General features: G+C 66.3%; 20 protein-coding genes. 11 read left to right on the forward strand and 9 right to left on the reverse strand.

Annotation, left to right across the window (positions count from 1 at the left end; all coding sequences use genetic code 11):
• Window positions 1-101: 101 nt before the first annotated feature.
• The gene (locus AB0M74_RS30000; protein ID WP_366529659.1) at window positions 102-890 is read left to right on the forward strand and encodes a hypothetical protein; all 789 of its coding nucleotides are present in this window, start codon (window positions 102-104) and stop codon (window positions 888-890) included.
• On the opposite strand, the gene AB0M74_RS30005 is transcribed toward AB0M74_RS30000, so the two are convergent.
• Window positions 891-1,475, reverse strand: a complete 585-nt coding sequence (locus tag AB0M74_RS30005; RefSeq protein WP_366529660.1) for a TetR/AcrR family transcriptional regulator — start codon at window positions 1,473-1,475, stop codon at window positions 891-893.
• 54 nt (window positions 1,476-1,529) lie between these two features.
• Between AB0M74_RS30005 and AB0M74_RS30010 the strand changes: the two genes are divergently transcribed.
• From AB0M74_RS30010 to AB0M74_RS30020, 3 genes are all read left to right on the forward strand, one after another.
• Window positions 1,530-2,378, forward strand: coding sequence for an alpha/beta fold hydrolase (locus tag AB0M74_RS30010; protein WP_366529661.1), 849 nt, complete (start codon window positions 1,530-1,532; stop codon window positions 2,376-2,378).
• Between the two features lie 172 nt (window positions 2,379-2,550).
• Window positions 2,551-3,414, forward strand: coding sequence for a Sir2 family NAD-dependent protein deacetylase (locus AB0M74_RS30015; protein ID WP_366529662.1), 864 nt, complete (start codon window positions 2,551-2,553; stop codon window positions 3,412-3,414).
• 70 nt (window positions 3,415-3,484) lie between these two features.
• The gene (locus AB0M74_RS30020; RefSeq protein WP_366529663.1) at window positions 3,485-4,264 is read left to right on the forward strand and encodes a DUF72 domain-containing protein; all 780 of its coding nucleotides are present in this window, start codon (window positions 3,485-3,487) and stop codon (window positions 4,262-4,264) included.
• A 149-nt stretch (window positions 4,265-4,413) separates the two neighbouring features.
• Here the strand turns inward: AB0M74_RS30020 and AB0M74_RS30025 are convergent, their stop codons facing one another.
• The gene (locus AB0M74_RS30025) at window positions 4,414-5,679 is read right to left on the reverse strand and encodes an APC family permease (RefSeq protein ID WP_366529711.1); all 1,266 of its coding nucleotides are present in this window, start codon (window positions 5,677-5,679) and stop codon (window positions 4,414-4,416) included.
• A gap of 317 nt (window positions 5,680-5,996) precedes the next feature.
• On the opposite strand from AB0M74_RS30025, the gene AB0M74_RS30030 reads away from it, so the two are divergent.
• Window positions 5,997-7,703 carry a hypothetical protein gene (locus tag AB0M74_RS30030; RefSeq protein WP_366529664.1) on the forward strand — a complete coding sequence of 569 codons (1,707 nt, stop codon included), beginning with the start codon at window positions 5,997-5,999 and terminating at the stop codon, window positions 7,701-7,703.
• A 79-nt stretch (window positions 7,704-7,782) separates the two neighbouring features.
• Here the strand turns inward: AB0M74_RS30030 and AB0M74_RS30035 are convergent, their stop codons facing one another.
• The 4 genes from AB0M74_RS30035 to AB0M74_RS30050 all read right to left on the reverse strand — a co-directional run bounded on the left by AB0M74_RS30035 (window position 7,783) and on the right by AB0M74_RS30050 (window position 11,576).
• On the reverse strand, window positions 7,783-8,820 hold the full coding sequence (locus AB0M74_RS30035) for an LLM class flavin-dependent oxidoreductase (RefSeq protein WP_366529665.1): 1,038 nt from the start codon (window positions 8,818-8,820) through the stop codon (window positions 7,783-7,785).
• Complete coding sequence (locus tag AB0M74_RS30040) at window positions 8,817-9,332, reverse strand: SRPBCC family protein (protein ID WP_366529666.1); 516 nt, start codon at window positions 9,330-9,332, stop codon at window positions 8,817-8,819. Before AB0M74_RS30040 ends, AB0M74_RS30035 begins: the two co-directional genes overlap by 4 nt.
• Window positions 9,333-9,411: 79 nt before the next feature.
• Window positions 9,412-9,912 (reverse strand): helix-turn-helix domain-containing protein, encoded by a 501-nt coding sequence (locus AB0M74_RS30045; RefSeq protein ID WP_366529667.1) that lies wholly within the window; start codon window positions 9,910-9,912, stop codon window positions 9,412-9,414.
• 56 nt (window positions 9,913-9,968) lie between these two features.
• Window positions 9,969-11,576, reverse strand: a complete 1,608-nt coding sequence (locus tag AB0M74_RS30050; RefSeq protein WP_366529712.1) for a putative glycoside hydrolase — start codon at window positions 11,574-11,576, stop codon at window positions 9,969-9,971.
• Between the two features lie 156 nt (window positions 11,577-11,732).
• Here AB0M74_RS30050 and AB0M74_RS30055 point away from each other — a divergent pair, with 156 nt between their 5' ends.
• The gene (locus AB0M74_RS30055) at window positions 11,733-12,692 is read left to right on the forward strand and encodes a polysaccharide deacetylase family protein (RefSeq protein ID WP_366529668.1); all 960 of its coding nucleotides are present in this window, start codon (window positions 11,733-11,735) and stop codon (window positions 12,690-12,692) included.
• A gap of 230 nt (window positions 12,693-12,922) precedes the next feature.
• Complete coding sequence (locus AB0M74_RS30060; protein ID WP_366529669.1) at window positions 12,923-13,582, forward strand: hypothetical protein; 660 nt, start codon at window positions 12,923-12,925, stop codon at window positions 13,580-13,582.
• A gap of 169 nt (window positions 13,583-13,751) precedes the next feature.
• Here AB0M74_RS30060 and AB0M74_RS30065 read toward each other — a convergent pair whose 3' ends face one another.
• From AB0M74_RS30065 to AB0M74_RS30075, 3 genes are all read right to left on the reverse strand, one after another.
• Window positions 13,752-15,140: an aspartate aminotransferase family protein gene (locus AB0M74_RS30065; protein ID WP_366529670.1), complete on the reverse strand. Its 1,389-nt coding sequence runs from the start codon at window positions 15,138-15,140 to the stop codon at window positions 13,752-13,754.
• 143 nt (window positions 15,141-15,283) lie between these two features.
• Window positions 15,284-15,760, reverse strand: a complete 477-nt coding sequence (locus AB0M74_RS30070) for an Lrp/AsnC family transcriptional regulator (RefSeq protein ID WP_366529671.1) — start codon at window positions 15,758-15,760, stop codon at window positions 15,284-15,286.
• Window positions 15,761-15,898: 138 nt separating this feature from the next.
• A complete protein-coding gene (locus tag AB0M74_RS30075) occupies window positions 15,899-17,425 on the reverse strand; it encodes a PucR family transcriptional regulator ligand-binding domain-containing protein (protein ID WP_366529672.1) in 1,527 nt (508 codons plus the stop codon).
• Window positions 17,426-17,559: 134 nt separating this feature from the next.
• On the opposite strand from AB0M74_RS30075, the gene AB0M74_RS30080 reads away from it, so the two are divergent.
• The 4 genes from AB0M74_RS30080 (at window position 17,560) to gabT (ending at window position 22,948) form a co-directional block, all read left to right on the forward strand.
• Complete coding sequence (locus AB0M74_RS30080; RefSeq protein ID WP_366529673.1) at window positions 17,560-18,990, forward strand: gamma-aminobutyraldehyde dehydrogenase; 1,431 nt, start codon at window positions 17,560-17,562, stop codon at window positions 18,988-18,990.
• Window positions 18,991-19,003: 13 nt separating this feature from the next.
• Window positions 19,004-19,894: a universal stress protein gene (locus AB0M74_RS30085; RefSeq protein ID WP_366529674.1), complete on the forward strand. Its 891-nt coding sequence runs from the start codon at window positions 19,004-19,006 to the stop codon at window positions 19,892-19,894.
• Window positions 19,884-21,464 carry an APC family permease gene (locus AB0M74_RS30090; protein WP_366529675.1) on the forward strand — a complete coding sequence of 527 codons (1,581 nt, stop codon included), beginning with the start codon at window positions 19,884-19,886 and terminating at the stop codon, window positions 21,462-21,464. Before AB0M74_RS30085 ends, AB0M74_RS30090 begins: the two co-directional genes overlap by 11 nt.
• Window positions 21,465-21,604: 140 nt before the next feature.
• Window positions 21,605-22,948: a 4-aminobutyrate--2-oxoglutarate transaminase gene (gene gabT, locus AB0M74_RS30095; protein WP_366529676.1), complete on the forward strand. Its 1,344-nt coding sequence runs from the start codon at window positions 21,605-21,607 to the stop codon at window positions 22,946-22,948.
• The last annotated feature ends 7 nt before the right edge of the window (window positions 22,949-22,955 follow it).

A 22,955-nucleotide genomic window follows, 5' to 3' on the forward strand; every position in this document is an offset into this window, starting at 1 on the left:
TCGGTGTGCAGGAGCAGCAAATCAATTGCCCCTGATGACGGAATGGAAACCGAATGAGGCTTTGCGACAGCACAACAGCGGCTGCCCTGGTTATCGGCGCCGTGACCCTTGGTACAGGCATCGTCCACGCCGAACCCACCGTGGAGCCTGCACAGCCCGACATCACGTACTCGGTCAAGCTAGTGGACAAGGCCGTGGTGACCACCGTGAAGGGCGGCACTTTCGAACTGTCGAAAGCGCTCGCGGGTGTGCTGGCCGCAGGCGGTGACGGTCGTCTTGTCGAGCGGGACGGCACGCTGGTCGACGCCACGGGTAAGGCCGCCGATATCGCCGACGTGGTCGACGTGGTCGACCTCGAGGACAGCACGGGTCGCACCGTGCTGACGCTGCCGCTCGACTTCCGTATCGCGCAGACCGGAATCCCGGTCGAACCGGCCGTGCAGAAGGACGGCACGGTGCTGGCGTTGACGCCGAGGAAGCCGGCGGGGCTGGCCATCTCGCAGCCGGTTGCCGTCAAGCCGGTGGCTTCGATGCTCGAGAACGAGCGTGCCAGAAACCAATTCGCCAGCCAATTCGGCCTGGCCACCGCGATCGGCGGTTTCATCGGGACCGCGGTCGGCGCGACCATCGGTTGCGTGGTCACCATTGCCGCGGGCTGCATCGCTGGATTCCTCACCGGCGCAGGGATCGGCGGGATCATCGGAACCATCGCTGTCGGTGGTCCTGTTCTGCTCGCCGCGGGTGTCGATCTGGTCAGCACGATCATGGCCGCCGATGGCACGACGCATTGGGCGGACCGACCCAAGTTGGTGCAGCCGCAGCCGGCCCAGGCGCAGCCACAGCCGGCCCAGCCGGCCCAGGCGCAGCCGGAGCCGGAACAACCGCGGTAGCTACATCGTGTCGCCGACCAGCTGAACTGCCAGCGCGCGACCTGCGGCTCGCAGGGGCTCGGTCGAATGCAGGGTGCGGCTGAGGATGAAAGCCCCCTCCAGTGCGCTCAGGAGTGCGAGCGTGAACTCGCGCGCCTGCAGGACATCGAGCCCACGCAGGACGAAGTATTCGGTGCCGCGAGCGATCCACGAGTCGAGGATTTCGGCGGTGACCGCACGCAGTGCTGGTTCGCTGTCGGCGATTTCGCCTGCGATCGTGACGACCGGGCACATATTGAGCCAGCCCGCCTGTTCCATCTGCGCGGCGGCATCCGTGAAGGCGGCGGTCACCGCCGCGCGCAAATCCTCGTGCGGATCCATCAGCATCGGCAGTAGTTGGATGTAGGCGGCGCCCGCCGCTCGCAGTGCTTCAGCCGCGATCTGCTGTTTGCCCTGCGGGAAGTGGTGATAGAGCGAGCCCATCGGTGCCTGCGCCAGCTCGCTCACCTGCTTGACGGTGGTCGCGCCGTAGCCCTGTGTGCGCATCAGCTCCGCCATCGCCGTGCGGATCCGCTCCCTGGTGCTGGTTGACATCTTCTCGGCCACTCCGTAAGACTAGAGCAAATGCTCTAGAGCGACTACTCCAGCGGAGGTGCTGCGATGCCGGCAGTCGATATTGCCGCTGGTCGGATTCACTATGTCGAGCGTGGCGAGGGCCCGCCCGTGGTGCTGCTCCACGGTCTTTTGATGAACCACACCGTGTGGGATCGCGTGATCGACCTGTTGCCGAGCGGATTTCGCTATGTGCTGCCCGATCTGCCGCTCGGCGCGCACGCGACGCCGATGAATCCCGGCACGGATCTCTCGCTGCGTGGGCAGAATCAGATCATCGCCGACTTCCTCCACGCGCTCGATCTGCGCGAGGTGACATTGGTGCACAGCGACTGGGGTGGTGGACTGTTCCTCACCGCATACGGTCTCGATCGGCGGGTGGCCCGATTGATCGTGCTGCCGTGCGAGGCGTTCGACAACTTTCCGCCCGGACTGCCGGGCAAGATGGTCGCCATCGCGGTCGCGATTCCCGGCGGGGTCGCCCTGGCGTTGCGGCAGTTGCGGATCCGGTTCTTGCGCAACTCGCCGTTGCTGATGGGGTTGATGGCGCGTAATCCGCTGCCTGACGACCTTATGCATGGGTGGACCGAACCGGCGCTGCGCGACAGAGCAATTCGGCGGGACCTGATCAAGTACGCCAAGTCGGACTTCCATGGACCTGAGCTGATCGCAAATACCGAGGCATTGCAGCACTTTTCCGGTGACGCCCTGGTGCTGTGGTCGTCGGCGGGCAAGGTGATGCCGAGGGACCACGGTCGTCGGCTCGCGCAGTTGCTGCCCAAGGGCAGGCTCGTGGAGATCGATGATGCCTATGTCTTGTCCATGCTCGATCGACCCGCCGCGGTCGCCGAGGCGATGGCAGCCTTCCTGGCCAACCAGCGGACCGGGGCGGTCTGAGGCGCGAGTCACCGCACCACGCTGTCGAAATCGGCATCGCGATTGTCGTCGAATTCCGCAGTGGCAAACCCGGGCGGGCAGCCGCGGCGCAATTCCCGGACCGACAACCCCCCGGCCGCCGCGAACGCGGACGTGCCGGATCGGGTGTGGCGCGCCGCCGTACTCTGATTTCATGTCGGTAATCGCGGAACCGAGCATTGATGCGGACTTCGACCGGCTGCTCGAGCTGCTCAACGGCCGCCGGGTGGCGGTGCTGACCGGTGCCGGCGTGTCGACCGACAGCGGCATCCCCGACTATCGTGGCCCCACCTCTCCGGTTCGCAATCCCATGACCTACCAGCAGTTCGTCGGGGATCCGGTCTTCCGGCGGCGGTATTGGGCCCGCAACCACATCGGCTGGCGTGCCATGGACGGCTCCCGCCCCAATCCCGGGCATCGCGCGCTGGCCCGACTCGAGGTGATGGGCATCGTCACCGGGTTGATCACCCAGAACGTCGATTTGCTGCACACCAAGGCGGGCAGCCGTCGGGTGATCGACCTGCACGGGACCTACGCGCGGGTGCGCTGCCTGGGCTGCGAAGCGCTTATCTCCCGCATGACGCTCGCCGAGCGATTGGACGCGGCGAACCCGGGGTTCGCGGCCGATGCGACGGCCAGTGGAGTCGAGGTGGCGCCGGACGCCGACGCGGTGATCGCCGACACCGAAAGCTTCCGCATGGTCGACTGCGCCCACTGCGGCGGCATGCTCAAACCCGACATCGTGTACTTCGGCGAAAGCGTCCCCAAGGATCGCGTCGCCGCCGCCTTCGACCTCGTCGACGAGGCCGAGGTCCTGCTGGTCGCCGGTTCTTCGCTGACCGTCATGTCGGGCCTGCGTTTCGTCCGGCACGCGGCGAAACACGGGCGGCCCGTCGCCATCATCAACAGAGGTGGGACCCGAGGCGACGAATTCGCCGCGCTCACTCTCGATGTCGGCTGCTCCACCGCGCTGACCGGCCTCGCGGACGCGATCGCCGCTGTCACCGGTCTGCGCTAGCGTCGTGGGTATGCGGCTTCACGTGGGATGTGCGATGTGGACGCACGCCGCCTGGCAGGAACGGCAGCCCATGGCGAGCGAGAAGTTGCGGTCCTATGCCGAGTGGTGCAATGCGGTGGAGGGCAACACCACCTTCTATGCGACACCGCAGCGACGGACGGTGCAATCGTGGGCCGAACAGGTCGGGCCCGACTTCCGGTTCGTGGTCAAACTGCCGAAGACGGTCACCCACGAGCGCAGGTTGGCAGGGGTCGACGTCGAGATGCGCGCGTATCTCGACGCCATCGAGCCGCTCGGGGCGAGCGCGCACGCGCTGTGGGTGCAGTTGCCCGGCTCCTTCGGCCCGAACGATCTCGGCGCGCTTGCCACGTTCCTGCGCAGGCTCCCGCGCGCATATCGATCAGCTGTCGAGGTTCGGCATCCGGCTTTCTTCGAGAGCGATTCCGCCGCACGGCAATTGGAAAGCGTGCTAGCACCTGTCGATGCGGAGTGGATACCTTTCGACACGACAGTGCTTTTCGAGGGCCCGTCGACCAGTCCGGCCGAGGCCGAGGCGCGGTCGAAGAAGCCGCGCCTGCCGCGTCGTATGCGGGCGCTCACCGAGTTCCCGATTGTTCGGTATCACGGGCGGGATGCGGAAGAACGCACGATCGAGGGCTGGCAGCCGTGGCTCGATACGGTTGTCGACTGGTTGCGAGACGGTCGATCGCCGACCGTCTTCCTCCATACCCCGGACAACGCAAGCTCTTTGGATCTCGCGCGCCGGTTCTACGACGAGATACAGGCGCGGCTCCCGGAATTGGCGCCGCTGCCCGAGCCGCTGCCGGTCGAACCGATGACCTTGTTCTGACCGGCGATTCCGGCGATCCATCGCCGGAGGATCTGCTGGTGAACTGTGACCAATTGCCCATCCTGATAGGCGGTTTCGTGATCAGCAGGGCGCCGAGCACGTCGATGATCATCGGAATCTCCGCGGTCGCATGAGCAGTCCCGCGAGGATCAGGATGTGGCCGAACCGGTGACGAATTTGCGGCGGACGGTGTAGATCGCGGCGCCGACGGCTACGACGGCCGTGCCTGCCAGGACCGACGCCATCGGCAGGGTGAAGGCGAGGAGGAGACAGCCGAGCAGGCCGATCGCCGGGATCAGCCGCACCGGCCGCCCCTCGGTCGGTGTCAGTGTCCAGGCGGCCGCGTTCGCGATGGCGTAGTAGAGCAGCACGCCGAAGGAGGAGAATCCGATGGCGGCACGGACATCGGTGGTCGCGGCGGCGACGGCTACGATGACCCCGACGGCCACTTCGGCGCGGTATGGCACCGCGAACCGGGGATGCACTGCTGCCAGTGCGTGCGGCAGGTGCCGGTCGCGTGCCATCGCCAGTGTCGTGCGCGAGACACCGAGGATCAACGCCAACAGCGATCCCAGCGCAGCGATCACAGCTCCGACCCGCACTACCGGTACCAACTGCTCGACGCCGGCCGCCCGGACCACGTCCGACAGCGGCGCGCCCGCCTCGGACAGTCCCCGCGGCCCCAGCGCTACCAGTGACGCGACCACGACAATCGTGTAGACGAGCAGGGCGCAGCCCAACGCGAGTGGGATCGCGCGGGGAATCGTGCGCGCCGGGTCGCGAACTTCCTCACCGAGTGTCGCGATCCGCGCGTATCCGGCGAAGGCGAAGAACAACAGACCCGCCGCCTGCAATACCCCTACCACGGTGATGTCGGAACCGAATTCCAGCCGTGCGAGGTCGGAGGCGTGGGAGGTGAACGCCGCGGCAACCACCGCGGCGAGCACGGCCAGCACGATCGTGACGATCGCCCTGGTCACCAGCGCCGATTTCTGTATGCCGCGATAGTTCACCGCGGTCAGCGCGACGACCGCCGCGACCGCGACGGCGTGTGCCTGCTCCGGCCACGCGTAAGCGCCGACGGTCAACGCCATGGCCGCACAGGAGGCGGTCTTGCCGACCACGAAACACCACCCCGCGAGATACCCCCAGAAGTCCCCGAGCCGTTCGCGCCCGTACACATACGTGCCGCCGGAGGCCGGATACCGCGCGGCCAACCGCGCCGACGAGGTCGCATTGCAGTACGCGACCACCGCCGCTATCGCGAGCCCGAGCAGTAGCCCCGATCCCGCCGCTCGTGCCGCTGGAGCGAGGGCCGCGAAAATCCCGGCCCCGATCATGGAGCCGAGCCCGATGAGGACAGCATCGGTCACTCCCAGGCTCCGGCGGAGCTCGTCCGGCGAATCCGTCGGCATTGTCTCGGCCACCACGCTCCCGTCACAGACCCGATTCGGCCGGTTCGATCACCCTCTTGCGATCTTTTCGGTGCTACTGCTCATGACGCCTTCCCGTCAAGCCGTCCCAGCGTTCGTTCCTCCGTTGTGGTCGCGGCTGTCGACCGAACTGTCCGAGGTCTGACCCGACTGCGGCGACGATCCGCGGTGGATCCATTGGAGCATCCCCGATCCGGCGGCGTCGGGCGACACCGCCGGGGACCTTGTCGCGGTACGGGCAGGCGATGGCACGATCATCGCCGATGCTGTGCTCGACTCGTCGTGGGGGCTTGGAGGAGATGGCTGTGGATTACTACGATCTCGGGACATATACGCGACCGGTGAGGACGCCGTCGGCCGCCGCCCAGCGATGGTTCGACCGGGGGCTGATCTGGACCTATGCCTTCAATCATGAAGAAGCGGTTCGGTGTTTCTCCCTGGCGTCCGATGAGGATGCGGGTTGCGCGATGGCACAGTGGGGCCTGGCCTATGCGCTCGGCCCCAACTACAACAAGCCGTGGGAGTTCTTCGACGAGGCCGAGTTGGCCGACATCGTCACCCGCACGTTCGAGGCGACGCGGCGGGCGCTCGAACTCGGGGGCTCGGTGGCGCCGGTCGAACGTGCACTCATCGAATCGCTCGCCGCGCGCTACCAGTGCGACCGGCCCGACGGCGACGGCTCGGCGTGGAATCGCGACTACGCCGACGCGATGCGCGCGGTCTACGAGCGGTTCCCCGACGACATCGACGTGGCCGCCCTCTTCGCCGATGCCTTGATGAACTTGACACCGTGGGGCCTGTGGGACCAGCACACCGGCGAACCGGGCGCGGGTGCGGTGGAGACCAAGGCGGTGCTCGATCGGGCATTGCGCAGCGAAACAGGCCGGGCGCACCCTGGTGTGCTGCACATGTACATCCACCTGATGGAGATGTCGGCGACGCCGGAAACCGCGCGGCCTGCGGCCGATCGGTTGCGCGGGCTGGTGCCCGATGCCGGTCATCTCGAGCACATGCCCTCGCACATCGACGTGCTGTGTGGTGACTATCGGGCCGTGGTCTCGTCCAACTCTGCGGCCATCGTCGCGGACCGGAAATATGTGCAGCAGGCAGGCGAGATCAACTTCTACACGTTGTATCGCGCCCACAACTATCACTTCAAGGTGTACGGCGCGATGTTCCTCGGGCAATACGAAGTAGCACTGGACACGGTGGCGCAGCTGGAGAACTCGATCTCCGAACAACTTCTGCGGGTGCGGGTTCCGCCGATGGCCGACTGGCTTGAGGGCTTTCTGTCGATGCGGGCACACGTGCTCGTCAGGTTCGGCAAATGGCCGGAGATCATCGACCTCCCGCTCCCGAAAGACCAGGACCTGTACTGCGTCAGCACGGCAATGCTGCACTACGCCAAGGGCGTCGCGTACTCGGCGACCGACGACATCCCGCAGGCACACCAGCAGCAGCGCCTGTTCCATGCCGCGCTCGACCGAGTCCCCGAGACCAGGACGTTGTTCAACAACACCTGCCGCGATATCCTCGCCGTCGCCTCGGCCATGCTGGAGGGCGAACTGAACTACCGAAAAGGCAACTACGACAAGGCATTCGAAGCTCTGCGGCGATCGATCGAAATCGACGATCATCTGCCCTACGACGAACCGTGGGATTGGATGCAGCCGACCAGGCACGCTTACGGCGCGCTACTGCTCGAACAAGGTCACGTGCGCGAGGCCGAAGCCGTCTACCGCGCCGATCTCGGCATCGACGACAGTCTGCCGCGCGCCGCACAGCATCCCGCGAATGTGTGGAGCCTGCACGGTTATCACGAGTGTCTGAGGCGGCTCGGTAAGACCGGCGAAGCCATGGTCATCGGCCAACAGCTGAAACTGGCAGCCGCCATGGCGGATGTTCCGATCGAAGCCTCGTGCTGTTGCCGATTGTCGGTCGCTTCGGACGAAAGCCGGGAGTCGGCCACGGAGCACTGCTGCGCGCCTGCCGTCCAGCAGCCGTGAATACGGTTGTCGCTCAGCGCTTGCGGCAATCGTAGTGACCATCTGAAACAGAACACTCCGCCGTACCTGGACCGGGGGGTCAGTCGACCTCGGCGACGAGTTCGATGGCGCGGCCGAGGGTGGCGAGGCGCTCGGGCAGGGTTGCGCCTGCGGGATACAGCCGGACGGTATCGATGCCCGCGTCGCGCCAGACTCGGAGTCGGCCGCGGACCATGGGTTCGGTGCCGATCAACGTGGTGGCCAAGACCATGTCGTCGGTGATCAGGGCGGTGGCGCCGTCACGGTCACCTGCCTGCCAGCGTTCGCGGATCTCGCCGGTGACCTCGGACCAGCCCTGCCTGCTGTAGGCGGCGTTGTAGAAGTTGGTGTCGGCGCTGCCCATGCCGCCGATGCTGAACGCGAGTTCCCCTTTGCGGCTATGGATGTGGGACCGCAGCAGTTCTTCGTCGTCGAAGAGGGCGACCTCGGCGCCCTGGCAGGTGTCGAGGTCCGCGCGGGTGCGGCCGGCGTTGGCGAGTCCGGCGTCGAGGTGGTCGAAGTAGGCGGCGGCACCTTCTGGCACGAAGCTGGTGCCGAGCCAGCCGTCGGCGATTTCGCCGGTCAGTTCCAGCATTTTGGGGGAGAGGGTGGCGAGATAGATGGGGATGTCGGGATTCGCGGCCTTCGACAGCCGCATCGGCCGGGCCGTGCCGGGCAACGGGATCTGGAATACCTTGCCGGAGAACGCGATCTTTTCCCCGGCCAAGGCGCGGCGGATGATCTGCACCGTCTCGTGCATGCGGGTCAGTGGCCGGTCGAAGCGGACGCCGTGTAGGCCCTCGATGACCTGCGGACCCGAGGCGCCGAGCCCGAGCAGGAATCGCCCATCGGACAGGTCGGCGAGCGTGAGTGCGGTCTGGGCGATGACCACCGGTGTTCGGGTGCCGAGTTGAATGATGCCGGAGCCCAGGAGGATTCGGTTGGTACGGCCGGCCAGGTAGCCGAGCACCGACGGTGCGTCCGAGCCCCAGGCCTCCGCGACCCAGCAGATGTCGAGGCCGAGCTTCTCGGCCTCGAGCACGAAGTCCAGCGTCTGCCCCGCGGCGTCGGACGCCTCGATCGTGGTCGCGGTCCTCACCGGTCACCCGCGGATTCCGCGCGCTGCTTGACGGCGGCGACCGTTGCGGTCATCGCGGTTTCGAACTCCCGCATCCGTACGAAGACGATCTTTTCTTCTTTGTCCGGCATCTGGTCGATCGCTTGCGAGAGCCCGGACCGACCGGGACCCATCCGGACCCACTGGCGCAGCTGGGTGCCGCCGTCGCGGGCCTGCAGGGTGAAGCGCCAGGTGGCTGTCGGATTGTCGGGATCCTGTACCGCCCAGGCGAATACCCGCTCCGGGTCGCATTCGACCACGTAGGAGGTTGTCGACCACTCGCCGAGCGCCGGGTGACTGTTCGTGCCGACGAACGCGCTGCCGACGGCGGGCCCCACCGCGTCGAGCCAGTTCGCTGCTTGCAGTTCCTGGCTCATCTGCGGCATCGACTCGACATCGGTGACGATCTCCCAGACCCGCCGTGGCGGAGCTTCGATCCACGTCTCGACCTCCGCAGTCGGGCAGTCGGCGTACTTGGCGCCCGTCCACTCCATAGCAACCACCTCTCTGTGACATGCCTCGCGAGGGATAGTCCCGTAGATAGACTTAGCATGTCAAGCGGCGAAAAATGGGTTACTCCTCTGCGAACCGCCGGGCGATCTCGGGCCGCTCGGCCAGATGCGGTGGATATCCGGGCCCCATCCGCATGCGGGACTCCTCGACAGGGACCGGGTCGCCGCAATGTGCGCAGACGACGTTCACCTGGGTGTCGTGACCGCACCGGGTGTGGTGCAGGACGACCGGTGGCCCCTCCTCGGAGGCGAGCCACCGATCGCCCCACTTCGACATGGCGAGCAACACGCTCCAGAAGTCGGCGCCCTTCTCGGTGAGCAGATACTCGTAGCGCACCGGCTCGTGCTGGTATGCCTGCTTTTCCAGCAGTCCTTCCTCGACCAGCCGGTGCAGCCGTTCGGAAAGGGTGGTGCGGGCGATCCCGAGCTCGTGGCGGAACTCGTCGAAGCGCCGAATCCCGTAGAACGCTTCGCGCAGTACCAGCGGCGTCCACCAGTCGCCGAGCAGGTCCATGGTCCGTGCGACCGAGCATGGCCAGCGTGCGAAAGAAGTCCGTCTCATGACCTCAGCATAGGGGTCCTATGTTGAGACTCTGCTGATAGAAGTACTGCGGAGTGTCAGTTCGGCGTGATGGCCTCGGCGTGATAGCGAGTCGCGGCGTTCCAGAGGAAGAAGCTGTTGTCGCCCGCGGCCGCGGCGGCATCGATCTGCGCCCGGACCTCGGCGTCGCCGTAGTTCACCCCGAGGCTGAAGTCCTGCAACCATGGGATGACGTCCGCGTGTGTGCCCGCGGTCAGCGTGTTGAAGTCCGCCAGTGAGCGGAACACGATGTCGTAGGGCTGTGCGTTGGGGTGCGCGACATCGTATTCACCCGGGTTCCAATGCGACGGGTAGAGCATCGGCGCGACGTAGTCGACGTACTGGGCGATCAAGGGAATGTCCTGGGCGATCGCGTCCGGCCGGGTCGAGGCGATCCCGAAGACCGCGGCACCGAGATGAGCGCCCCTGTCCTGCACCGGGTCACGGCTCTCGTGGAGGAACTGTGCGATCGACGTGCTGGGAGTGTCGGTCAAGCCGGGGAATTGCATCTGCGCCAGGGCGCCGTCCGGACGTCGGACGTAGTCGTACATGATCCCGTCGAAGCCGAGTTCGGCGGCTTCGGCGGCGAGGTCGATGTTGTATTTCCGGATCTCGGGATTGGCGAAGTTGGTGAAGGCAATAGGGCCGTAGTGACTGGAATACGGCTGGCCGGAGGGGTTCTGGATGACCCAGTCCCGATGTCCCGCACGCCAGGCCCATTCCGCCATCGTCGGATCGCGGAATGCCACTATTCGGCCGACTACGCTCAGGTTCATGTCGTGCAGCTCCCGTAATGCCGCGCGGGCGTCGTAGATCCCGGCGGTAGCGCCCGATTCCCGGGCCAGCGGCACCTGGGAGTCGTAGCCGACGACGCCGTCCTCGTCCTTGATGTCGAGTTGGACGGTATTGATGCGTCCTTCGCGCGCCATGTCGAGCACGCCCGCGCGCAGACCCTCGTGCATCCACGCAAGGGCGGTGACGTGCACCGCCTTGATTCGTGGCATGTCGAGAGCGGCGTTGATGGCCATCGACGCTGTGTTGCCCGCCGCGTCGACGGCGACTATCTCCGCGCCGATCGGTGCGCGCGGCAACGTGATCTCGAAAGACCCATCCGTGGCGGTCGGTGCCGACCGATCGCCGACCGAGACGTGGTGGGCACCGGTTGCCCTGCCGCGCAACACGACAGCATGGCGGTAGGAGGGCACACTCGCGGGCGGGCTGAGCTCCAGCGCCGGTGGCTCGGTGTCGACGGTGAATGTCTTGGTGACGCCGGGGCCGGCTTTGAAGAAGCCGGGCAGGCCGCCCGACCGGATCTCCGCGGTGAACCTGTGGGTGCCGTCGGCGAGGTCGCCGGGCCGGTAGCTGACGGTAGTGCCCGCGACCGCGCCGGTGACGGGTGTGCCGTCGAGCTCGAGTCGCACGTCCTTCGGGTCGTGACCGAGGGCGTCTACCCGCAATTCCAGCGCGGCCATGGCGCTCGCGCCGACAACGCCCTGTGGGAGCCCCGTCAGCGTCAAACCCTCGGGTTCTGCGCGGAACGCGCCAAGGGTTACCGAAGCGACCAGAATTGATAAAGCTGCGATAACCGCTATTGCCAGCAGTCGACCTCGTCCTGTAGGCAAGACCAGTTTGTTCAACGTGCGCACCAACTTTCGTTCCTCGCTTTCCCTCACTATCCACTCTGGACACCGAAAGCAGGCACGTATTTCCGCGTTTCTCGAAGCCGAACTCACCCGCCGCCACGTAATGTTGGATCGGTGCCGCGGAATACTCGCATCGGACTCATCATTATCGTGTCGGTCGTGGCATTCGCCGCGATCATCGCCTGCGAAACGCCGACAGATCCCGGCACCGCTGTCGTCGAAAGTATGCCGCCGCCGACGAGTTCGTTGCCCGATGCGGCAGCGGTTGCGGCGAACGAACTCGGGCTGGTGCCCGTCCTGATGTACCACCAGCTCACGTCGTCACCGGTCAGCGAATACGACCAGACGGCAACAGAATTCGGCCTCGAACTCGAACGACTCTACCGAGAGGGCTACCGCCCGGTGACCGCCGCCGATTACATTTCCGGCCGGATCGACCTCCCCGCGGGCACTCATCCTGTGGTACTCACCTTCGACGACTCGACCAGCAGCCAGGTCCGGTTCGCCGACGACGGCACCATCGCCCCGGATACTGCGTTGGGCATTCTCACGGAATTCGCCGCCAGGAATCCGGACTTCACGCCAAGGGCCACCTTCTACGTCAATAACGAGCCTTTCGGCGATGACCCACGAGCGCTGCCGTGGCTGGCCGAACACGGATACGAGATCGGTGCGCACACCGCGACCCACGCCAACCTGGCGAGTCTGGACGTCGTGGGCGTGCAGCGCGAATTAGCGGAAAACGTTCGCGCCATCGAATCCGCCGCACCTCGGAATAACATACGCACCATGGCATTGCCCCTCGGGATATTCCCGGCCGAGCACTCGCTCGCCGCCGGAGGCAACTGGGACGGCACCCTGTACACATTCGACGCCGTGATGCTGGTCGGAGCCGAGCCCGCCCCCTCGCCGTTCGGCGCGATCGACCCCATGGGCGTTCCACGTATCCGATCCGGCAAAGGCGAGGTCGCTTTCGACTCGGTCTACTGGCTCGACCGGCTCGCCGACCACCCCGATCAGCGCTACACCTCCGACGGCGATCCGAACACGGTCAGCTTTCCCCACAGCCTGGCAGGAGAGCTGAGCTCACCGCGAGCGCGCCGCGTCAACGCCTATTGACCGGTCGATCCTTTCCGGCCTGAGGCTGGTCGATCAGCTTCGCATGCCTTCTCGAGATCAGGGGCCGTGCGTCTCGATGACTCGGGAAGTGCTCCCGCCTGGCGCCCTGCGGCCGGGCGGATGGAGGGATTACGGCCCAAAGCCCATCCGTTGACCGGTCAATGCGGGCCGCGTAACGTCCAGGTCTCCAGATCGTGCGGTGTATCTGCAATCGGGAGCGTGAAATCCTCATGGGTGCAGTTGAACTCGTCAGTTCACTGGTCGGCAGCCTCGCGTGGCCCGTCTTCGTGGTGATTATCGTCTGGATGCTGCGCACACCTATCACCAGAGCGCTCACCGCCGGACCGATTGCGCGGCTCAAAGCGGGGGCGACTGGTGTCGAGATCGAATGGGACCGACTGGACCACGCACGCACCGAGGTCGGCGAGCCTGCTACCGGGCGGTCGGCACGCGCCGACGACGCCGCGCCGGCGGCACCCCGCGATGTCTTCGAACAGGCACACTTGGTGGCCGACATCGAGCCCCGCGCTGCGATTCTGACCACGTTTGCGAGCGTCGACATCCTGTTGCGTGAGCTGATCGGCAAGGTCGATGACCCCAATGTGGGCAGGCTCCAGCGGCGGGGTGGCACCAATCAGGTGGCACGTTTCGCTGTGGAACGAGGTCTTCTGAGTCCTCCCGAGGCGGATGTTGTCTACGAGCTGTCACTGCTGCGTGGCCAGATCGCCCATGCTGACGACGTCGATGTGAGTGGTGAGCGCGCACACGAGTACATCGACCTCGCACGTCGGATCGCGGACGCAGTGGCTTCAACTCTTCGAGTACTGACTCCAACTCTTGACTCCGGCGCCGGAGCGGGGTCTACAGCGCCTGCGACTTCCACTCAGTGAGTCTCCGTGATCAGGGACAGCGAGACGACCCGATTCGACATCGCGCAGAAACCCTAGGCGCGCTTGCGAATCCGCCTACGTCCCTGCGTCGATCGAGCTGCCGCGGCGCCGCCTTCGCTGTCGAGTCAACTGGCGTCACCGACGGTGTGAGTCAGCAGCCGTGCGTGGCTCAGAGTTGGGCCCAAGCTCCGGTGAGCGCGTGGCGCAGGATCTGTTCCATCTCGTCGAACTGAGTCTGGTCGCAGATCAGCGGCGGGGCCAACTGGATGACCGGTTCGGCGCGATCGTCGGCGCGGCAGTGCAGGCCCGCCTCGAACATTGCCTTGGAGACATAGCCCTTCAGGATGCGGTTGGCTTCCTCGTCGGTGAAGCGCTCCTTGGTGTCGCGGTCCTTGACCAGCTCCACCGCGTAGAAGTAGCCGGTGCCGCGGACATCGCCGACGATGGGCAGGTCGGAGAGCTTTTCCAGGGTGGAGCGGAACGCGGACTCGTTGGCGAGCACGTGCTCGTAGATGCCGTCGCGTTCGATGAGATCGAGATTGGCGAGCGCGACCGCGCAGGAAACGGGGTGGCCGCCGTAGGTGGAGCCGTGCATGAAGGTGGCGCCGTGCTGGAACGGTTCCATCAGCCGGTCGCTGACGAGCACCGCACCCAGCGGGGCGTACCCGGACGTGAGTCCCTTTGCGGTGGTGAGGATATCGGGCTGGTAGCCGAAGCGCTTCGCGCCGAAATCGTGGCCGAGGCGACCGAAAGCGCAGATCACTTCGTCGGAAACGAGCAGTACGTCGTGCCGATCGCAGATCTCGCGGACGCGCTGGAAGTATCCTGGTGGCGGCACGAAACAGCCGCCGGTGTTCTGCACCGGCTCGAGGAAGACGGCGGCCACGGTGTCGGCGCCCTCGAATTCGATGGCCTCTTCGATCCGGTCCGCGGCCCACCGGCCGTAGGCCTCGTAGTCGTCGGCGTGTTCGGTGGCGCGGTAGAAGTTGGTGTGCGGAACGCGCTGGGTGCTCGGCACCAGCGGCTCGAAATCGGCCTTCGCGCCGGGGATTCCGGTGATCGACAGCGCACCGAGCGAGGTGCCGTGATACGCCATCGAACGGCTGATCACTTTGTGCTTGGTCGGCTTGCCGACGAGCTTGAAGTACTGCCTTGCCAGCTTCCATGCCGTCTCGACCGACTCGCCGCCGCTGACGGTGAAGAAGACCCGATTGAGATCGCCGGGTGCGGCGTTGGCGAGACGTTCGGCAAGTTCGATCGCTGTCGGGTGGGCGTAGCCCCAGATCGGGAAGTAGGCCAGTTGGCGCGTCTGGCGGGCCGCCGCCTCGGCGAGTTCCTCGCGGCCGTGGCCGACCTGGACCGCGAACAGGCCCGCGAGTCCGTCGAGATACCGCTTGCCGTGCGAGTCCCAGACATAGGCGCCGTCGCCGCGCACGATCACCGGCACGTCCGCGCCGGTCAGGCCGGTGTGCGGGGTGAAGTGCATCCACAGGTGGTCACGGATGACGCGCGAGGCGTCCGGGGCGGCAAGGGGATGGAAGTCGATCGTGGCAGTCATGTACGGACTCCTCGGAGGCGGGACTGGTCCACTCGGTTATTCCACACCCTCCGGCGCATTGCAACTAAATCTGCTGTCACACGCGTCATTGGCAACTAATAAAGATCATCTATGTCGATATGGCTGCGGATTTCGTTGTTCGATCAGCGAGTGCTCCACTTGTAGGTCTGCTTGCGCAACTTGAGGTAGACCATGATCTCCGCGTGCCGCACGCCGGGCAGCGTGCGCAGCCGGTTGGAGGCCAGGTCCAGCAGTGCCGCGTCATCGGCGCAGACCGCTTCGCACAGGATGTCGTAGCGCCCGGCGCACTCGACCACGTAACTGATCTCGTCCATGGCGGTGAGGGCATCGGCCACCGGCTGCAACGGTCCATCGACGGTGATCGCGATCATCGCTTGGCGAAAAAGGCCGACCTGCAGGGGATCCGAGACGGCGACGATCTGGATGACGCCGGCGTCCGACAGCCGCTGCACCCGCTGCCGAACGGCCGCCTCCGACAGTCCGACCGCTTTGCCGATGGTGGCGTAGGCCCGGCGACCGTCCTCCTGGAGCTGGGCGATGATCCGCTTCGAGATGTCGTCGAGCACCGGCGCGGGCCGGTGGTTCTCCTGATCGCTCACACGCTGCGTCCTTCCTCGGGAGTTGTGGTGAAAACATCGGATGCGTCGAAATTCGACGCTGCGAACAACGAAATCCGTCGAATTCTATGATCGAAGACCTTATATCGCAGTGATGCCCGAGAGTCGGGCCGTCGTGGTTCAGGATCCGCGCGCGAGTAGCGCGAGCAGCAGCTCCGCGCGCACCCGGGCATTGTCGAGATCGCAGCCCAGCACAGTCTGTGCGGTGGCGATCCGCTTGCGCAGCGTGTGCCGATGCGCACCGGTCACGGCCGCCGCCGATTCCCACTGTCCGTTGGACTCCAGGAACGCGCGCAGCGAGCTCAGCAGATCGGTGCCGTGTGTGCGGTCGTAGTCGACGAGTGGGGTGAGTAAGGTGTCGGCCATCGCGTTCAGCACCTGCCTGGTGGCGTCGAACGACAGCAGCGAACGACCGGCCAGTTCGGTGAATTCCGCAGGGGGCCCGCCACGTTCGGCTGCGGCAGCGGCGAGCTCGGCATTCGCCAGCATCTCGGTGAGATCGTGCAGGGGATGCGCGCCGCTCAAACCGAGGCGGACCAGCTTTCTGGTCGCGGCGTCGATCTCGGTCGTGAGCCTGCGGGCCGGCGCCGCGCCCTCGGCGGCGGGCAACACGACAAGCACCTGGCGCTCGCGGACGTGCATGAACAGGGGAAGCCCGGCTCGGACGAGTGCGCCTTCCAGCGCTACCCCTACTCCGGCGACCGCGCCGGCGGTGTCGCACTCGGCGACCAGGGCACGGATGCGGCCTTGTGCGTCGGCGGCCTGGGCCAGCTGTGCCCACGCCGGAGCGAGGTCGGCGTCGGTGCCGAGCAGCAGCCCGAGCGCGGTGCTATTGAGCAGGTGCTGTGCTGCTTGCAGCCGCGCAGGCTTCTCGAAATCGAGCGCGAGCAGCGAGTTGGCGTGCCCGAGCAGGATCTGATCGACGGCGCCGAGCGGTGCCGGGCTGACCACCACCAGATCGCCATAGGAGCTGCGGCCGACGCTGATGCGCTGGTGGGTGATCGACATCCCCGACGTATCGGTGTGGACGCTGCTAGCCGATGCGGCAGGGTCCGCGGCCAGCGCCGCGCGCACTGTACGCAGCAGGTCGTCATCCGGCGCGCCCGGATGGCATTCGGTGACGGCGCCCGTCGAATCCAGCATCAGGACCTTCGCGCCGAGAGATCCGGCCAATTCGCGGACGATGGCCTGTGCTCCTGCCTTGACCAGCGCTCTCGTCATGCGCGGTTGGGCGCGCGAGGCGCGCAGCAGTGCGTCGTATTGCAACTGCGCCAGCCGCGCGGTCACACGTTTGACGATGGCTGCGAACGGCGTCGGCAACGGCACCTCGAAGAGCGGAAGGCCGATCGCGTCGGCCGCGTCCGCGAGATCCCCGGGCACCTCGGCGTGGGTCAGCCCGGTGCCGAATCCGACTGCGGCGACACCGCATTCGTCAAGGCCGCGCAGATACTCCAGTCGGTCGCCTCGCGCGGCAGGCAACCGCATCCCGGTGGTGAGCAGTAGTTCCCCGCCCGATAGCCAGCGGAACGGGCTTTCGAGTTCGGAGGTGACGACGAGGTCGATCTCGCGGCCGACGCCTGCCGCGCCGCCTGTGAGCCGCACCGCGAGATCGGGCTGGGACAACACCCAGCTAACAGGAACCGCCATCGCCGGTGAGTGTACAGAATGTCGAAGAACCGCCGTCGTCTTATCCATCTTGGCAGGGTGTCCATGGATGTGTCGCGGGGCACACTTGACCTAGGCAAACCCCGGACAACGCACCGAGAGATGGACGGAAAACAATGTCGAGGCCTGCGCTCCAGAACTACATCGACGGCGAATTCGTGGCTTCGTCCGCCACCGAAACCCTCGACCTGGTGAATCCGGTGGACGAAACCGTCATCGGGCAAGCCCCGATCTCCAACAGGGCCGACATCGATGCCGCGATGGCGGCCGCACAGCGAGCCTTCGAATCCTGGGGCCGGACCACCCCGAGCGTCCGGCAGGCCGCCCTGCTGAAGCTGGCCGATGCCATCGAAGCGCACAGCGATGAACTGGTGGAGGCGCAATGCCGCAACACCGGGCAGCCGAAGGCGGTGATCGCCGCCGAGGAGATCGCGGTGAGCGCCGATCAGATCAGGTTCTTCGCAGGCGCCGCCCGGATGCTGGAGGGTAAGTCGGCCGGCGAGTACATGGCGGGCTTCACCTCCTACGTGCGTCGCGAGCCGATCGGTGTGGTCGGTCAGGTGACACCGTGGAACTACCCGTTCATGATGGCGATCTGGAAGATCGGCCCCGCGCTGGCCGCGGGTAACACCATTGTGCTCAAGCCGAGCGACACCACCCCGGAGAGCACCTTGGTGCTGGCCCGGCTGACCAAGGGCATCCTGCCCGATGGCGTGTTCAATGTCGTGCTCGGCGACGGCGGCACCGGCGCCGAGCTGGTCGGCCACCCGACGCCGGGTCTGGTCTCGATCACCGGATCGGTGCGCGCGGGCATCGCGGTCGCCGCGACGGCGGCACAACAGGTCAAACGCACGCATCTCGAGCTCGGTGGCAAAGCACCCGCCGTGGTGTTCGGCGACGTCGATATCGAAACGGCCGCAAGCGGTATCGCCGAAGCGGCGTTCTTCAATGCGGGCCAGGACTGTACCGCGGCCACCCGCGTGCTGGTGCACGAGTCGATCCACGACCAGTTGGTGGACGCATTGGTGAAGAAGGCGGAAATGCTGAAGCCCGGTCTGCCCGAGGATCCGGACACGTTCTACGGCCCGCTCAACAACATCAACCACTTCACCGAGGTACTGCGCAAACTCGACGCACTGCCCGCGCACGCGAAGCTCGTCACCGGTGGAAAGCGCTCGGGCGACAAAGGCTTCTTCGTCGAGCCGACCATCGTCACCGAGGTGCACCAGGACGACAGCATCGTCCAGGACGAGACCTTCGGCCCGGTACTGACGGTGCAGCCGTTCCGCGACGAAGCCCAGGCCATCGAATACGCCAACGGTGTCCGCTACGGGCTCGCGGCGAGCGTCTGGACCAAGGACCACGCCAGAGTGGAACGACTCACTCGCGCACTGGATTTCGGTGCGGTATGGGTGAACTGCCATATCCCGCTCGTCGCGGAGATGCCGCACGGCGGGTTCAAGCACTCCGGCTACGGCAAGGATCTCTCGGCCTACAGCGTGGAGGAATACACCCGCGTCAAGCACGTCATGAGTTCGCACGAGTAGGGCGGGCACGCACATGAGGCTCGTCGTCGGCTACCTCGCCACCCCGAGCGGCGCGGACGGTGTGGCGCTCGCTGTTCGGCTTGCTCGGACCTTGGACGCGCAGCTGGATATCTGCATGGTGCTGCCGCCGGACCAGGCAGCGGCGGGCGCGGGGCCGACCGGCGGATACGAGGATGTGCTCGTCGGGCAGGCGCACCGGTGGCTGGCCGAGGCTGCGGCGGCGGTGCCGAACGACATTGTGGCCGAAACGCATATCAGCTTCGACGAATCGTTTGCCGCCGGTCTGATCGAACAGGCCGAGAAATTGGAGGCCACGGCGATCGTCATCGGCGCGGCGGGCGATGGACTGATCGGCCGCCACTCCCTCGGTTCTGTTGCCGGTGACCTGCTGCATTCGGCGCCGGTCCCGTTGGCCTTGGCGCCGCGCGGCACCCGTCATTCGACGGTCGATCGGGTACGTGAGGTGACCTGTGCCATCGGCGACCGCCCCGGCGCGGATCTCCTGTTCGACATCGCAGTGCGCGCCAGCAGAGCGGCGGGCACGCCGTTACGGCTGGTCTCACTGGTCGCCCTGGATCCGATGCATGGCTCCCGCCGGGCCGACGATCTGCCCGCCGCGGTCCGCAACCGCGCGCTCGGACACGCACGAGAAACCCTGGACAGCGCGAAATCCGAACTACCCGACGATTTTCCGGTGACGTCCTCGACAACCGACGGTCCGACGATCGAAGCCGCCGTCGACAAGCTCGAATGGCACGACGGCGACCTGATCATGGTCGGCTCCAGCCGACTGGCCCAACCGCGCCGCTTGTTCCTCGGCTCTACCGCCGTGAAGATGCTCCGGGTTCTCCAGGTGCCGATGGTGGTGGTTCCGAACGCGGGGGTGAACGACGATGGCCGGTGACACTGCTATCCCGCCGCCCGTCGCCTCCGGTCCGACCGCCGCCGAGCCGTTCGTCGACAAGGGGCTGGCCGCGGGTAAGGTCGGCACCTTGGCCGGTGCGGTACTAGGTATTTCGTGCGTAGCGCCGGGATACACGCTGACCGCGAGCATCGGCCTGATCGTGGCCGCCGTCGGCTTGAAGATGCCCGCCATTCTCATCGCGGGCTTCATCCCGATGTTCTTGACCGCCTACGCCTACCGCGAGCTGAACTCGCGGGTGCCCGACTGTGGTGCGTCGTTCACCTGGTCCACCAAGGCCTTCGGTCCCTATACCGGGTGGATGTGCGGCTGGGGCATGGTGATGGCCTCGATCATCGTGCTGTCCAATCTGGCCTCGATCGCCGTGGAATTCTTATATCTCTTTCTCGCCAGAGTCCTCAGCGATCCCGGCATTGCCGATCTCGCGGATAACAAGGGCATCAACATCGCGACGACCCTGCTGTTCCTCGCGGTCGCCACTTTCATCGCCAGTCGCGGCATCACCACCAGTCAGCACGTCCAATACGTGCTCGTCGGCTTCCAGATGGTCGTGCTGCTCGCCTTCGCGGTGGTCGCGCTCGTGCACGTCGGCCGGGGCGCGGCACCGGGATCACTCAGCTTCAGCTTCGACTGGTTCAACCCGTTCACCGGAATCACGGTGAGCGCGTTCGCTATCGGCCTCACCGGCTCCATCTTCGCCTTCTGGGGCTGGGACACCTGCTTGACCCTCGGCGAGGAATCCAAGGATCCGACCAAGGTGCCCGGGCGTGCGGGGCTGCTCTGCGTGCTCTCGATTCTGTTGACCTACTTGCTTGTCGCGGTCGCGGTGATGATGTACGCGGGCGTCGGTGACAGTGGTCTCGGCCTCGGCAACGAGGAGAGTGCCGACAATGTGTTCGGCGCGCTCGCCGATCCGGTGCTCGGCGGCTGGGCCGGGCCGCTGTTGATGCTCGCGGTCCTCGCTTCTTCGGCGGCGAGCCTGCAGACGACGTTCCTGCCCGCCGCCCGCACTATGCTCGCGATGGGTGCCTACGGTGCGTTCCCGAAGAAATTCGCCGAGGTCAGCCCGCGGTTCCTGGTGCCGTCGTTCAGCACCGTCGTCGCGGGCGTTGTTACCGGCGTCTTCTACACCGTGGTCACACTGCTCTCGGAGCACACACTGCTGGATACCGTTGCGGCATTGGGCATCATGATCTGCTGGTACTACGGCATCACGGCCTTCGCGTGTGTCTGGTACTTCCGCGAAGAGCTGTTCGGCAGTGTCCGCAATGCCGTCTTCAAACTCCTGTTCCCGCTGCTCGGCGGGCTGATGCTGGCGACGGTGTTCGTGATCTCCGTACGCGAGAGCATGAACCCGGACAACGGCAGCGGCGCATCGGTGGGCGGCGTCGGATTGGTGTTCTTCATGGGCTTCGGGATGCTGTGCTTCGGCGCGGTACTGATGTCGGTGATGCGGTGGCGCAACCCCGAGTTCTTCCGTGGCGACACGCTCTCCAGGCAGACTGCGGTCATCAGCGATGACGCCGCATTGATCCAGGTGGACAAGCGGTAGACCCGGCATACCGCGGCCCATCGGCGCAGTCGACGAAATGGCGCGTGTGGGGGGTGGCGGATGGCCGAAGTGGCGCTGGTTCGGGCAGCCGATTGCGCCGAGACTCGACACAGATATTTCGACTGGACAGGAGCCCGAAGATGATCGCCATCGACCACCGACTGGCGCAGCAGCGCACCATCGTCACCGCCCTGCCGGGGCCGCGGTCGACGGCGCTGGCCGACCGCCGCAAGGGCGCGGTCGCGGCGGGTGTCGGTTCAGCGGTGCCGGTGTATGCGGCCGATGCCGACGGCGGCGTCATCGTCGATGTCGACGGCAATTCGTTGATCGACCTCGGTTCCGGCATTGCCGTCACCAGTGTGGGTGCCTCGCACCCCGCGGTCGCCGCGGCGGTCGCCGAGCAGGCGGCCCGGTTCACCCACACCTGCTTCATGGTCACGCCGTACGAAGGCTATGTGCGGGTAGCGGAGGAACTGAACGCGCTGACACCCGGTGACCACGAGAAGCGCACCGTACTGTTCAACTCCGGTGCGGAGGCCGTGGAGAACGCGATCAAGGTGGCGCGCTTGGCCACCGGACGCACCGCGGTCGTCGCCTTCGACCACGCCTACCACGGGCGCACCAATCTCACGATGGCCTTGACCGCGAAGTCGATGCCGTACAAGACGAACTTCGGGCCTTTCGCTCCGGAGATCTACCGGATGCCGACCTCCTACCCGTACCGCGACGAGGCCGGGCTGACCGGCGCACAGGCGGCGCAGCGCGCGATCGCGCGCATCGAGGCACAGCTCGGCGCCACCTCGGTGGCCGCGCTGATCATCGAACCGATCCAGGGCGAAGGCGGTTTCATCGTCCCGGCACCGGGTTTCCTTCCGGCACTTGCGGAGTGGGCGCGCGACAACGGCGTCGTTTTCATCGCCGACGAGGTGCAGACCGGGTTCGCGCGCACCGGCGCCTGGTTCGCCAGCGAGCACGAGGGTGTGGTGCCTGACATCATCACCATGGCCAAGGGGATCGCGGGCGGTATGCCGCTCGCGGCCATCACCGGACGGGCCGAGCTGCTCGACGCGGTGCACCCCGGCGGTCTAGGTGGCACCTACGGCGGTAACCCGGTCGCCTGCGCGGCCGCGCTCGCCACGCTGTCGGTGATGCGGGAGCTCGATCTGCCCGCACGGGCGCGGGCCATCGAAGCCACCGTCGTGCCGCGATTGCGTGCGCTGGCCGAGGAGGTCGGCGTGATCGGCGAGGTGCGCGGCCGCGGCGGCATGCTCGCGATCGAGATCGTGCGGCCGGGCAGCACCGAACCGGATCCGGTGCTCACCAAAGCCGTTGCCGCGGAAGCGCTCGCCGCCGGTGTCGTGCTGTTGACGTGCGGGACCAACGGCAATGTCATCCGGCTGCTTCCGCCCTTGGTGATCGGCGCCGAGCTGCTCGCCGACGGCATCGACGTGCTCGCGGACGCACTGCGCCGGCTGGCCGGCTGATCGAAGC

It is taken from the genome of Nocardia sp. NPDC051463, assembly GCF_040681975.1.
GTDB lineage: Bacteria > Actinomycetota > Actinomycetes > Mycobacteriales > Mycobacteriaceae > Nocardia.

What these genes read in the sequence shown, in the direction of transcription:
- gabT (WP_366529676.1), top strand. Translation starts at nt 21,605, where the DNA reads ATGATCGCCATCGACCACCGACTGGCGCAGCAGCGCACCATCGTCACC.
- AB0M74_RS30010 (WP_366529661.1), top strand. Translation starts at nt 1,530, where the DNA reads ATGCCGGCAGTCGATATTGCCGCTGGTCGGATTCACTATGTCGAGCGT.
- AB0M74_RS30030 (WP_366529664.1), top strand. Translation starts at nt 5,997, where the DNA reads ATGGCTGTGGATTACTACGATCTCGGGACATATACGCGACCGGTGAGG.
- AB0M74_RS30085 (WP_366529674.1), top strand. Translation starts at nt 19,004, where the DNA reads ATGAGGCTCGTCGTCGGCTACCTCGCCACCCCGAGCGGCGCGGACGGT.
- AB0M74_RS30015 (WP_366529662.1), top strand. Translation starts at nt 2,551, where the DNA reads ATGTCGGTAATCGCGGAACCGAGCATTGATGCGGACTTCGACCGGCTG.
- AB0M74_RS30040 (WP_366529666.1), bottom strand. Translation starts at nt 9,332, where the DNA reads ATGGAGTGGACGGGCGCCAAGTACGCCGACTGCCCGACTGCGGAGGTC.
- AB0M74_RS30060 (WP_366529669.1), top strand. Translation starts at nt 12,923, where the DNA reads ATGGGTGCAGTTGAACTCGTCAGTTCACTGGTCGGCAGCCTCGCGTGG.
- AB0M74_RS30080 (WP_366529673.1), top strand. Translation starts at nt 17,560, where the DNA reads ATGTCGAGGCCTGCGCTCCAGAACTACATCGACGGCGAATTCGTGGCT.
- AB0M74_RS30075 (WP_366529672.1), bottom strand. Translation starts at nt 17,425, where the DNA reads ATGGCGGTTCCTGTTAGCTGGGTGTTGTCCCAGCCCGATCTCGCGGTG.
- AB0M74_RS30020 (WP_366529663.1), top strand. Translation starts at nt 3,485, where the DNA reads ATGGCGAGCGAGAAGTTGCGGTCCTATGCCGAGTGGTGCAATGCGGTG.
- AB0M74_RS30090 (WP_366529675.1), top strand. Translation starts at nt 19,884, where the DNA reads ATGGCCGGTGACACTGCTATCCCGCCGCCCGTCGCCTCCGGTCCGACC.
- AB0M74_RS30045 (WP_366529667.1), bottom strand. Translation starts at nt 9,912, where the DNA reads ATGAGACGGACTTCTTTCGCACGCTGGCCATGCTCGGTCGCACGGACC.
- AB0M74_RS30025 (WP_366529711.1), bottom strand. Translation starts at nt 5,679, where the DNA reads ATGCCGACGGATTCGCCGGACGAGCTCCGCCGGAGCCTGGGAGTGACC.
- AB0M74_RS30065 (WP_366529670.1), bottom strand. Translation starts at nt 15,140, where the DNA reads ATGACTGCCACGATCGACTTCCATCCCCTTGCCGCCCCGGACGCCTCG.